Below are 12,520 nucleotides of genomic sequence, written 5' to 3'. Positions count from 1 at the left end.
CCGGCAGGCCGGCGGAGCGGCCGCGCGGGCGCGGCGAGGGCAGCGCGATGGCGCTGGTCGGGAGGGAGAACGGGGACATCATCGTCGATCGGAGCTTGAGCGAGGTAACGATGATAGGCAGATGCTCGAAAACTGCAACCGTCGACGCCCGGCGCGGGCGCCGGCCCCGCCTTGCAGGGGCTCAGGTGCCGCCCAGCAGGGCCTTGCGGAACACGGTGGGCGCCACGCCGTGCGCGTCGCGGAAGCGATGGCTGAAATGCGCGGCATTCGCGTAGCCGCACTGCTCGGCGACCTGCGCGAGCGGCAGCGCGGTGCCGCGCAGCAGCTCGCGGGCGCGGGCCAGCCGCTGCTCGGCGATCCAGGCATGCGGCGGCGCGCCGAACGAGACCCGGAACATGCGCGCGAAATGGTATTCCGACAGCGCGGCGAGATCGGCCAGCTCGCCGAGCGTGATCGACTGCCCGAGGCTCGCGTCCACATAATCGCGCACGCGCCGGCGCACCGTCGGCGACAGCCCGCCGGTACGCGGCACGCCGCTGCGCACCACGCTCTGCTCGCGCAGCAGCCGGCTCAGTACCTCGTGGGCGGTTTCGTTGGCGCGCAGGCGGCCGTCGACGTCGTCCCAGCTTTCCAGCAGCAGCGAGCGGCACAGCTCGGCGATGCGCGGATCCTCGAAGTAGGTGCGATCGGCCAGTTCCAGCTCGCGCGGTTCGCGGTCCAGTTCGCGCACGGCGCGGCGCGCGAAGTGCTCGGGCAGGAAGTAGAGATGCATGAAATGCATCTGGCCGCGCACCCACCAGCGCGATTCGTGGTCGCCGGGCAGCGCGCAGAGCCGGCTCGGCGCGCCGTAGCCGGGCACCCGCTGCCGCTCGGTGCGATAACCGCCCGCCAGGTAGCACGACAGCGTGTGATGGCCGGGCTGCTCGTAGACGGTTTCGGCGATCTCGGTCTCGCGCGTCCATTCGGCGATCGCGAGGTGGTCGCCCAGCCAGGCGAAGCGCTCGAGCCGGGCGTCCGCCTCGGCCAGCGTGCGGCAGACCGACTGCAGGCCGAACGGCAGCTCCGCCGCGCCGGCCAGCTCGGAGGCGGACGCGGGCGGTTCGACGAGGATCGGGGCGGATGGGCGGACGGAGCTCATGTGCGCAGTATAGGGGCGCGCGCGCGGCCGCGCCGGGCCGTAACGGAAAGACCGCAATTCCGGACAAGTGCCCGGACATGGGCGGCGGCACAGTAGCTGCCGGGGATCGACCGATTCCCGCTTCCTCACCTTTTTCCTGCCGCCGCGTCTCATGAATCTTCTGCTTTATGCCGTCACCGTGCTGATCTGGGGCACCACCTGGATCGCCATCAAATGGCAGCTCGACAGCGTGCCGCCGCCCATCTCGATCGCCTTGCGCTTCTGGATCGCCGCGGCCGTGCTGTTCCTGCTGCTGCGCGTGCTGCGCCGGCCGATCCGGCCGCCGCGCGAGGCTTGGCGCTTCCTGGTCGCGCAGGGCGTGGCGCTGTTTTGTCTGAACTTTCTGTGCTTCTACTACGCCGAGCGCGTGGTGCCGAGCGGACTGGTGGCCGTGGTGTTCTCGATCGCGCCGCTGCTGAACGCGATCAACGGCCGGATCTTCCTGGGCCGGCCGCTGCAGCCCACCGCGATCGCCGGCGCGCTGCTGGGCCTGGTCGGCATCGGCTGCCTGTTCTACCAGCAGATGGCGGGGCATCTCGGCGACGCGGCCACCTGGCGCGGCCTGGTGATCGCCTTCGCGGGCACCATGTGCTTCTCCACCGGCAGCCTGCTGTCGAGCCGGATGCAGGCGATGGGGCTGCACCCGCTCACCACCAACAGCTGGGCGATGCTGATCGGCGCCGCGGTGCTCACGCTCGGCTCGGCCGTGGCGGGGCTGTCCTTCGTGCCCGAGATGACGCCGCGCTATCTCGGCGCGCTGGCCTACCTGGCGCTGCCGGGCTCGGTGATCGGCTTCACCTCCTACCTGATGCTGGTCGGCCGGATCGGGCCGGAGCGCGCGGCTTACTGCACGGTGCTGTTCCCGTTCGTGGCGCTGAGCGCGTCGACGCTGTTCGAGGGCTATCGCTGGTCGACGCTGGCGGTGATCGGGCTGGTGCTGGTGGTGGCGGGGAACCTGGTGGCCTTCGATCTGGGACGCAAGCTGTTCCTGCGGCGGCGCGGGCTGGCCTGAGCAGTTCGGCCGTCATGACCAGATCCCAGCGGAAATCGCGCACGCGCGCCAGCACCGCCATGTCGGCCATGTCAGCGTTCGACAGGGTGGCGAGCAGATAGGGCTGATGCAGGCGCCGCAAACCGGGGATGACATCCGGCCAGGTGTGCAATCGCTGCCAGATGTCGTTCAGGTTCTCGGGATCCGCCTGCAACAGGCTGTCCAGGCCACGCCGTCGACGCGTGCTTTCCAGCGCGTCGAGCCGCAATGCGGCCAGGCTTTGCCACGGGCGCTGGCCATCGAAAATCGCCTTGAATCCGGCCAGCAGCAGCCCCGACCATTCGGTGGCGATGGCGGGCCAGTCGATTTCCGGCCCTCGCGCCTTGCTCAGCGCGCGGCCCTCCTCGACGATGCTGCTCCAATAGTCGGTGCAGGTGCCATAGACGTCGAACACCAGCGCCTTGATGCCGTTCGGTCCGGCGGGCGCGCCGCTGACAGGCGTGCCGGCGGCCGGCATCGACTGGGCCAGGACCGACGCGCTCGGCGTCAAGGCGGCGGCGACACCCGCCACGAGCAGGCCGCGCCGGGAGGGCAGGATGGCATCGCCGCCGCCGGAATCCGTCTGCGCGGGCCGGTCGCCGTGTTGGAGGCCTGTGCCGCTTGCAGGCGGGGGGAAGGCTGACTACGGCGTGTGTTCATGAGGCAGGGACCTTTGAGGGATGCGTCCCACGGTGTTGTGGATACAACCAATTGGCCGAAGCTCAGCCAGGGCGACCGGGGGCCACCTCGGCGCAAGCCGCGGCAACTACCGATCAGGCATCGTCACTGGAGTACCGGAACGTATGGCGTTTGTGTCGCGAGACGGCACTTTTGTATCTGCAGGTATCGGGAGCTGTCGCGGATACATGCGAATACAAAGGCGAAGCCGAGAATCCTCGATCGATTGTCAATTTTCACGAATCGAATTCAATCCAATCCCGCCGATTCGACACAAAACAGCGAAGCCCCGAAAACTAAACTGCATGCGCCGAGGGTTAACGCAGGTGTGCATGACTGCTTCGCAAAACAATACTGATCCTGGCCGCGTTTACCATGCTGTTTTATCAAAATACCTAAACAACTCGTCAATCGCGATTCAGCGAGGGAACCGGGCCGTCTTGCGCCAGCAATTCGTGAGTTCCACCCCCAAGACTGGAGAACGACATGCCATCGGCACCGCGTCGAAAATTCCTCGGTTACAGCTCGGCCCTGGTGGCGAGCGCCTGCCTGCCCGCCTGCAATGGTGACGGCACCGACCCCGTCGCTCCCGTCGCCGACGATCATCGCGGCGTCCCCGACACGCCGCCTGGTACGCCGCCGGCCACGTCGCTCGACAATCTCGCCGCCTCGCGCGAGATCAGCGGTCAATGGACCTTCATCGCCGCGTCCGAGCAGCCCGCGCTCGGCGGCGCGCAGCTCTCGAGCCCGCAAGGGCCGGCCGGCATGTCCGCGGCAACGGTGCCCGGCACCGCCCTCGACAGCATGCTCGCCAACGGCAAGTATCCCGATCCGTTCCACGGCCGGATCGTGACCGACACGATTCCCGATACGCTGAAGGACACCGATTACTGGTATCGCACGCGCTTCGCGACACCGCCGCTGCACGCGGGGCAGCGCCTGTGGCTGCGTTTGGACGGCGTGAACTACCGCGCCGAGATCTGGCTCAACGGCAGCCAGGTCGGCACGCTGGCGGGTGCTTTCAGGCACGGCTATTTCGACGTCACGCGCCTGGTCGCGCCGGCCGGCGGCGAGGCATGGCTGGCGGTGCGCGCGATCAAGCTCGACTTCTCGGAAGGCCCGCTCGAGCCGAGCTATGGCAGCGGCGTGACGCGCGGCGGCCGCAACGGCGGGCCGACCGGCATCACGCTGAAGAACGGCCCGAGCTTCTTCTGCTCGGCCGGCTGGGACTGGTTGCCGACGATTCCCGATCGCAACCTCGGCATCTGGCAGCCCGTGTCCTGGTTCAGCACCGGCGCGATCCGCATCGCCGACCTGCGCGTGGACAGCACGCTCTCCGACGACCTGGGCAGCGCGCAACTGCAGCTCGACCTCTCGCTCGACAATCGCTCGGGCGCCACGGTCGCGGCCACGGTGACGGGGCGCATCGGCGAACACATCGCGTTCCGCCGCGCCATCTCGATTCCCGCCGCCGACCAGCCGAGCACGATCACGCTCACGCCCGCCGAGGTTCCCGAGCTGGCCTTGTCGAACCCGAAGCTCTGGTGGCCGAACGGTTATGGCGAGCCGAACCTGTACGCGGTCTCGGTGTCGATCGAGCTGCTGGGCCAGGTATCGGACACGCGCAGCGTGAACATCGGCCTGCGCCGCATCGACTATTCGCGCGATATCGGGCAGGGCAAGCAGTTGAGCATCAGCGTCAACAAGCTGCCGATCCTGGTGATGGGCGGCAACTGGGGCCTCGACGAGGCGCTCAAGCGGATTCCGCGCGAGCGTCTGTTCAACCAGGTGCGCCTGCATCGCGACGCCAACCTGAACCTGATCCGCAACTGGAACGGCCAGAGCACGAGCCGCGATTTCTTCGATGCCTGCGATGCCTACGGCATCCTCGTCTGGCAGGACTTCTTCTATTCGACCGAGGCGAACGGCGCGGGCCCGGCCAACCTGCCGCGCGATCTCGACAATATCCGCGACGTGATCGTGCATTTCCGCAACCATCCGTCGATCCTGCTCTGGTGCGGCGGCAACGAGGGCTCGCCGCCCGCCGCGCTGGTCAGCGGGCTCGATGCGCTGGTGAAGGAGCTCGACCCGAAGCGGCTGTGCCTGACGAGCTCGGCGGGCGATACCGGCGCGGGTGCCGTCAACGGCTATTCCTCGGGCGGGCCCTACAACTGGACCACGCCCAAATCGGCCTTCACGCGCAGCTACGGCAGGACCGCCACGGCCTTCCACAACGAGGTGGGCTCGCATTCGATCCCGACGCTCGAGTTCGTGAAATCGATGCTGCCGCCTTCGTCGTGGGAATGCCCCGACGATTACTGGGCCGATCGCGACATGAACGGCAACGGCGCCACCTACCCGCAGGTCGGCAACAAGCAGGGCGGCGCGGGCTATATCGCGGCGACCGCATTCCGCTACGGCGAGATCCGCAATCTCGCCGACTTCGTGCGCAAGGCGCAGATGATGAACTACGAATGCATCCGCTCGATCTACGAGGCGAATGCGGCCGTGATGATCGGCCCGGCGGCGGGCGCGATCACCTCGCCCGCCACCGGCGTGATCATGTGGATGACGAATCCGGCGCAGCCCAGCTTCGTCTGGCAGATGTACAGCCATGATCTCGAGCAGCATTCGTCCTTCTTCGCGGTCCGGCACGGCTGCCGCCGCGTGAACGCGATCCTCGACGCGAATAGCTTCGACCTGACGATCGCCAACCACACGGCGAAGCCGGTGGGCGGCAGCCTCGAGGCGCGCGTCTACAACCTCGACAGCTCGCTGGTCGGCGTCGCCACGCCGAGCATCGCGGGCGTGGCACCGACTTCGTATCAGGTGGTGGCGAACCTGCGTACCCTGATCGCGGGCGCTGCCTCGTCCGTGTGCCTGGTCGCGCTGATCCTGCGCGATGCCGGCGGCACGACGCTTGCCGAGAATCTCTACTGGTACGAGAAGAGCGGCGCGGACAGCAGCTACGTGACGCTCGACACGATCACGCCGGCTGCTGTCTCGATCCAGGCCTCGTCCGACGAGCCGGACGAAACGAGCACGCGCATCACGGTCGAGGTGGCGAACATCGGCGGCAGCATCGCGCTGATGACGCATCTGCAACTGTTCGACCGCGCCAGCGGCGAGCGCATCCTGCCGGCCTTCTACAGCGACAACTACCTGAACCTGCTGCCGGGCGCGAGGCGGCGCGTCGTGATCGACGTCCCGCATGCGAAGGGAAGGCCGATATCGTCGGCGGCGCTGCGTGTCGACGGCTGGAAGCTCGACCGCGCCAGGTCGAGGCTGAGCCTGGGCGGCATGCCGGTGATCTTCAACGACGCGGCGCTCGACGTCGCGCCGGCCGTGGCCACGTTCGGCAAGTGCTGAGGCGATAAAAAACAGGCGGGCCCGGTTGTCCCGGGCCCGCCTGTGCGTTTCACCGACTCAGTGCCGCGAGGCCGGCGGCGGCGCGAATGCCGTGTTCGGATCGCGGCCATCCCATTGCGCGATCCAGGCATCGTTCGGCGTCGAGCCCATCACGAAGTCGAGCTTGCCGCCGGCCGCCATCTCCTCGTGCGTGATGTAGGGCCGATGCAGCGGCGTGCCGTTCAGCGTGACCGACTGCACGTAGCGATGGGTCGAGGAGGGCGGTGCGCCGCTCGCCGTATGCGCCGTGATGGTGAACGTGCGCGATCCCTGGAAGCGCAGCGCGCTGCCGTTCGCGCCGCCGCTCGCGCTCGGGATGTGGATGCTGGCTTCCTCGAACAGCGGCGTGCCGAAGTAATAGACGCCGCCCACCGGGTTGAGCGAATAGATCCCCATCGCCGACAGCACGTACCAGGCCGAGAGCTGGCCGAAGTCGTCGTTGCCGGGGATGCCCGAGGCGCGCACGCGGCGCGGATCGTCCTGCGCGGTCTTCAGGCTGCTGCTGCTCAGTTCGCCGCGATCGCGCGCGGTGAGCGTGAGCGAGTACAGCTCGTCCATCACCGTGCGCACGAGATCCTGCGTCTTCGACGGCGTGCCGGCCACGTCGTAGAGATAGGGCATCTGGTTGGCCGGCTCGTTGCCGGCGACGTACTGGCCGATGCGGCCGGTCAGGTCCGGAAATCCCTGGCCGTTGAGGTAGCCGAGCGGGTTCTTCGGGTTGAAGGCCTGGTCGAGTTGCGCGCTGAAGCCGGTCTTGCCGCCGAGCACAGAGATCAGTCCGGGGAAGTCGTGGAAGACGTTCCAGGTGTCGATCCACGAGTTGGCTTCCGAGTAATCGGTCTTCTCGGCCGCGGCCGGGTCGAAATTGCTCGACCAGTTGCCCGAGCCGCTCTTGGGCACCGCGAAGATCCAGCCGTTGTACCTGACCGGGTTGTAGACGTTGCGGTAGTTGCCGCTGCGCGTCAGGTAGGGCTGCCAGGCCGAATCGCCCTTGCCGGCAGCCTGGCCGACGCGGGCCGTGGCCCAGTCGTCGAAGGCATAGTCCTGGGTGGTGGAGACCGAGGCGTTGTCGCCCGAGTAGACGTAGCCCTTGCTGCGGTACTGGTCGAAGCCATGGGCGCTGGCGCCCTGGGTGGTGGTGAGGGCGGTCCAGATGTCGTCGGTGCTCGCGCTGGTGAGGTGCTTCAGGTAGGCATCGGCGATCAGCGGAATCGCTGGGTGGCCCGCCATCGTGAAGGTTTCGGTCTGCGCGAGCGGCCAGACCGGCAACTCGCCCTTGCCGTTCTGCTTGAACTGCGTGAGCAGCGACTTGACCCAGCCGTCGACGCGCTCCGGCTGCACCAGGGTCATCAACGGCGATTGCGCGCGGAACGTATCCCACAGCGAGAACGAGGAGGAATAATCGAAGCCAGGCGCCGCATGCTTGCTGGTGGTGGGCGGCGAGCTGCTGCCGTCGTTGCTCGAATCCATGCCGACATAGCTGCCGTCGGCATTGTTGTACAGCGTCGGCCCGAGCATCGCGTGATAGAGCGAGGTGTAGAACATGGTGCGCTGGTCGTCGGTGCCGCCCTTGATGCGGATCCGTCCGAGCGCGGCGGCCCAGGTCTGTTCGGCGCCGGCCTTCACCTCGTTGAAGGGCTTGGCGCCCACTTCGGCGGCGAGGTTGGCGGTGGCGTCGGCCACGCTCGACGGCGAGATGCCGACGTTCACGGTCAGCGGCGCGTCGCCCGTAGTGGCCGTGCCGAAGCTCAGGTAGGCGGTGCTGCCGTCGGCGCTGAAATTCACCTGCTTGTCGAAGGGCTGCGAAAAGCGCGCGATGAAATAGGTCGGCTTGTTGTTGGCCCAGTTGTTGGTGATCTGCCAGCCGGCGATGGTGCGCTCGTCGATCACCTGGATCTTGCCGCTCGCGAGCGTCCCGCCGATCGGGCTGGCGATGCTGACGATCATGGCGCGTTTCTGCGTCGATGCGCTCGGGAAGTAGCTGTAGCGATGCACGCCGGCATGGGCGGTAGCCGTCAGCTCGGCGAGGATGGCCGCGCCCTTCACGTTCCAGGGCGTCTTGCCGGTGCCCTCGGGCGCCATGCGCACGCGGTAGTAGCCGGGGCTGGCGCTCTCGTCGGCGTGGCTGAAGCGTGCGTTGTAGGTGACCGAGCTGCCCTTGATGCTGGCCAGCGTGGCCGCGTCGACCGGCGCGAGCGTCGGCAGGAAGCGCACCTCGCCGCCCGAGCCGATACCGGCGCCCGACAGGTGCGTATGCGTGAAGCCGGTGATGTACGGATCGTCGTATTGGTAGCCCGAGGTGCGATCCCAGTCCCAGGGCAGGGCGCTCGGGCCGCCCGTCGTGTCGGGGCCGAGCTGGACCATGCCGAACGGCACGGTCGCGCCGGGATAGGTGTGGCCATGCCCGCGAATGCCGCTGCTCCAATTCGCCTTGATGTCGAGATTGGCCGTGCCGATGATGGGATCGACGCTGCGCAGCAACCGGGCGGTGTCCACCGCGTCGGCCGATGTGTTGCTGCCGTTTGTCCGCGTGCTGTTGCTGCTGTTGGTGTCGGCGGCCCCCGCGCCTGAACGCGCCACGCCGATGCCGCCCGCGTCGCCGTTGTCGCCGCCGCAGCCGGCCAATACCACCGCGACGCCGATGCCAAGCATGTTTCGTAGTTTCATCGTCTGCTCCGTCTCTGTATCAACTGCTTGTCGAGGGCGCATGGCCCGGATTCTTATTGCATGTCGTCAGGCGCGCGAGTGCGGATGAATGGTAGGAATCCGTAGCATTGGTCCGCATGACGAGGATGCCGCATGGATTTGGCCGCAGCAAAGGCTCCCCCAGCCGTGCGGATTCCCGTCAGGAAAGAATTGCCGCACGGATTGGCTGTTCATCGAATTTTTTCCGGCCTGATTTATCGAACGCGGATGTCAACCAGAGGCGAGGACATCTATCGACAGCGTGCCAGAGAGACAGGCGGTGAACTACTCGGAGTATTCCGAATTTTTATTCTGTTTATCTAAACATTTTATCGATTGAATTCTGTTTTTAATGTAATGGGTTTAACTGTTTTCCGTTGCGATTCATTCGGCATGTGCCGCGATCGGCAGCTTGCCGCCGGAGCCGGGCCGGCATTGCTTCATCGCCTCGAAGAACGCCGCCACCAGCCGGCTTTCGCGCCGCTCGCGCAGGCAGCACACATGGATATGCGTGCTGACCGGGTCACCCTCGATTCTCACCGGCCGCAGCCGGGCGTCGTCGGGCACGTATTCGGACAGCGAGACCGTGCCCACGCCGAGCCCGCGCGCGACGGCCTCGCGCAGCGCCTCGCGGCTGCCGATCTCCATGGCGATGCGCGGCGCGGCGCCGATCGCGCCGAGTGCGTCCTCCAGCGCGCGTCGCGTGGTCGAGCCGGCTTCGCGCATCAGCAAGGGTACGGTGGCCAGTTCGGCCAGCGTGATCGATTCGCGCGCCGCGAACGGATGCGCCGCGCCGACGAAGGCGATCACCGGGTAGCTCGCGTAGGGCGCCATCTCGTAGCGCTCGTCGCTGAACGAGCGCGCGATCACGCCGACGTCGCAGGCGTAGTCGTCCAGGTCGTTGAGCACGCTCTCCGAATTGCCGAGCGTGACGGCCAGCTGCATGCGCGGATGCGCGGTATGGAAGGCCTCGATGATCTCGGTCACGTGGAACGGGCTGACGGCGCCGATCCGCAGCACGCCGCGCGTGAGCTCGCCGCTGTCGTGCAGCAGCGAGCGCGCGTCGTTCTCCAGGCCGTTGATCTGGCGAGCGAGCGGCAGGAAGTCGAGGCCGACCGTCGACAGCTCGACACGCCGTCCGCGGCGATGGAACAACTGCACGCCATGTTCCTGTTCGAGCGCCTGGACTTGCGAGGTGATGGTGGTCTGGCTGGTGGCGAGCGCGCGGGCCGCCGCCGTGAAGCCGCCGTGCTGGACCACGGCGAGGAAGGCACGAATCTGGGTCAGGGTCATCGGTTGCGCATGAGATGGGCCGGCAAGGAGCGGGCGCGGGCCGATCGATCCTGTCGAATCGGCCCTTAAAAAGCGGCCTTTCCTGTGAAGATGGGTCGATCGGCCCGCAAGCCCCGTCCCGCCTGGGTGTTCAAGGGGCGAACGATGATTCAACGATTTTTTCGATGGATCGATTCGATTTGACCGGGTAGTTCGATCATAGACCGGTCATGTTGCAAAACTATGCTGGCGGCCGTGATCCACTTTTCCCGGAGCCCAGCCATGCTGCAGCGATCCGCCCCCCTCGATGCCGCCCACCGCGCCTATCGCGGCCCCGTTACCACCGCGATCTTCGACTGGGCCGGCACGGTGCTCGATTTCGGCTGTCTCGCGCCCGTCCATGCATTTCGTGAGGTGTTCGAAGCAGCCGGCGTGCCGATCAGCGAAGCCGAGGCGCGCGCGCCGATGGGCGCCGCCAAGCGCGAGCACATCGAACTGATCCTGGAGGATGTCGAGGTGCAGGCGCGCTGGCGCGCCGCGCGCGGCGCCGCCTCGACCGATGCCGATATCGACATGCTCTACGCGCACTTCCTGATCGCCGACGAACGCAATGTCGAGCGCTACAGCGACCTGATCCCCGGCGCGCTCGACACCATCGCCACGCTGCGAGCGCGCGGCATCCGCATCGGCAGCACCACCGGTTACCCGCGCGAGGTCATGCAGCACCTGCAGCCGCTGGCCGAGCGTCACGGCTATCGTCCCGACCACTGCTGCACGGTCAGCGACGTGGCGCGCGGCCGTCCCTATCCCGACATGTGCCTGGCCAATGCGCTGGCGCTCGGCGCGCCCGACGTGCGCAGCTGCGTGGTGGTCGACGACAGCCCCACCGGCCTCGAATCGGGCCTGGCCGCGGGCATGTGGACGGTGGGCATCGTCGCCAGCGGCAACGAGGTGGGCCTCTCGCTGGCCGAGTGGCAGGCGCTCGACGCGGCCGCGCGCGATGCGCGCGTGGCGCCGGCGCGCGAGCGCATCGCCCGCACCGGCGCGCACTACGTGATCGACAGCATCGCCGACCTGCCGGCCGTGATCGACTCGATCGGCGAACGCCTGGCCGCCGGAGACACGGCGTGAGCGACTGGCAATTCCACAACCCGGTGCGCGTGCGCTTCGGCGTCGACGCGCTGGACGTCATCGGCGAGGTGCTGGCGGGCCGCGCCTACGCGATCGTCACCTATCCGGACGCGGCCTTCCTCGCGCCCTGCGCGCGCATCGAGGCGATCGCCGGCCCGGCGCTGCTGCGCATCGATTCGGTCGAGTCCAACCCATCGGTGACGATGCTGCGCGAGGCCTGCGCGGCACTGGCCGCGCTGCCGGCCATGCCTGAGGTGCTGGTGGCGCTCGGCGGCGGCTCGGTGATGGATACCGCCAAGGTGCTGGCGGCCGAGCACGGCCGGCTGGAGCCGGTGCTGGCCTGGATCGCCGACGGCAGGACGCGCCGCGCCGAGCGGGCCCTGCCGATCGTCGCGATCCCGACCACCTCGGGCACCGGCAGCGAAGTGACCTCCTGGGCGACCGTGTGGGACCCCGAGCACGACCGCAAGCTCTCGCTGGCGCGCGACGATCTCTACCCCGAGACGGTGCTGGTCGATCCGCGCCTGGTGGTCGGGCTGCCGCCCGCGCCGACGCTGGCCAGCGGGCTCGATGCGCTGTCGCACGCGCTGGAGAGCATCTGGAACCGCAATGCGAACCCGGTCACGCGCGGCCTGGCCGTGGATGCCGCGCGCGAGATCCTGCAGGCGCTACCGCGCGTGATGGCCGCGCCCGGCGATCTCGACGCGCGCTCGGCAATGGCGCTCGGCGCGCTGCGCGCGGGCCTGGCCTTCTCGAACACGCGCACCGCGCTGGCCCACAACATCTCGTATGCGATCACGCTGCATCACGGCGTGGCGCACGGCATGGCCTGCTCGTTCTGCCTGCCGGCGGTGATGCGCTCGGCGATCGGCGCCGATGCGGCCTGCGATCGCGCGCTGGCCGAGGTGTTCGGCGGCCTCGAGGCCGCCCCGCGCATGCTGGAGCAGTTCCTGGAATCGCTCGGCGTGCGCTGCGAACCCGCGGCCTACGGCATCGAGCAGGACGAATGGCAGGACATCGTCGCAAGCGCCTTCGAGGGCGCGCGCGGCCGCAATTTCATCGGCGCGCCCGCGCGCTTTCCCCAATTCGATTTCCCGGACTTGGCACTGAGCGTGCCCTCGCCGTGATCGTCAGGAGAA

General features: G+C 67.9%; 8 protein-coding genes. 5 read left to right on the top strand and 3 right to left on the bottom strand.

Annotated elements, in window-relative coordinates; genetic code table 11:
* Window positions 1–181: 181 nt before the first annotated feature.
* The gene (locus FB600_RS14670) at window positions 182–1,138 is read right to left on the bottom strand and encodes a helix-turn-helix domain-containing protein (RefSeq protein WP_145757051.1); all 957 of its coding nucleotides are present in this window, start codon (window positions 1,136–1,138) and stop codon (window positions 182–184) included.
* A 151-nt stretch (window positions 1,139–1,289) separates the two neighbouring features.
* On the opposite strand from FB600_RS14670, the gene FB600_RS14665 reads away from it, so the two are divergent.
* The 3 genes from FB600_RS14665 to FB600_RS14655 all read left to right on the top strand — a co-directional run bounded on the left by FB600_RS14665 (window position 1,290) and on the right by FB600_RS14655 (window position 6,254).
* Window positions 1,290–2,189 (top strand): DMT family transporter, encoded by a 900-nt coding sequence (locus tag FB600_RS14665; RefSeq protein WP_046575017.1) that lies wholly within the window; start codon window positions 1,290–1,292, stop codon window positions 2,187–2,189.
* Window positions 2,190–2,295: 106 nt separating this feature from the next.
* Window positions 2,296–2,850, top strand: coding sequence for a hypothetical protein (locus FB600_RS37205; protein WP_186467862.1), 555 nt, complete (start codon window positions 2,296–2,298; stop codon window positions 2,848–2,850).
* A gap of 521 nt (window positions 2,851–3,371) precedes the next feature.
* Window positions 3,372–6,254, top strand: a complete 2,883-nt coding sequence (locus FB600_RS14655) for a glycoside hydrolase family 2 protein (protein WP_145757052.1) — start codon at window positions 3,372–3,374, stop codon at window positions 6,252–6,254.
* Between the two features lie 57 nt (window positions 6,255–6,311).
* Here the strand turns inward: FB600_RS14655 and FB600_RS14650 are convergent, their stop codons facing one another.
* Window positions 6,312–8,960 carry a GH92 family glycosyl hydrolase gene (locus tag FB600_RS14650; RefSeq protein ID WP_145757053.1) on the bottom strand — a complete coding sequence of 883 codons (2,649 nt, stop codon included), beginning with the start codon at window positions 8,958–8,960 and terminating at the stop codon, window positions 6,312–6,314.
* 402 nt (window positions 8,961–9,362) lie between these two features.
* Window positions 9,363–10,271 carry a LysR substrate-binding domain-containing protein gene (locus FB600_RS14645; RefSeq protein ID WP_145757054.1) on the bottom strand — a complete coding sequence of 303 codons (909 nt, stop codon included), beginning with the start codon at window positions 10,269–10,271 and terminating at the stop codon, window positions 9,363–9,365.
* Between the two features lie 261 nt (window positions 10,272–10,532).
* On the opposite strand from FB600_RS14645, the gene phnX reads away from it, so the two are divergent.
* Both phnX and psrA read left to right on the top strand, forming a co-directional pair.
* The gene (phnX, locus tag FB600_RS14640; RefSeq protein WP_098182245.1) at window positions 10,533–11,381 is read left to right on the top strand and encodes a phosphonoacetaldehyde hydrolase; all 849 of its coding nucleotides are present in this window, start codon (window positions 10,533–10,535) and stop codon (window positions 11,379–11,381) included.
* Window positions 11,378–12,508, top strand: coding sequence for an iron-containing alcohol dehydrogenase PsrA (gene psrA / locus FB600_RS14635; RefSeq protein ID WP_145757055.1), 1,131 nt, complete (start codon window positions 11,378–11,380; stop codon window positions 12,506–12,508). Before phnX ends, psrA begins: the two co-directional genes overlap by 4 nt.
* Window positions 12,509–12,520 lie beyond the last annotated feature (12 nt).

The organism is Burkholderia sp. SJZ089, assembly GCF_007828315.1.
GTDB classification, from domain to species: Bacteria; Pseudomonadota; Gammaproteobacteria; order Burkholderiales; family Burkholderiaceae; genus Burkholderia; species Burkholderia gladioli.
Note: the sequence above shows the minus strand (reverse complement) of the source record. Positions and strands in the feature narration are given on the sequence as shown.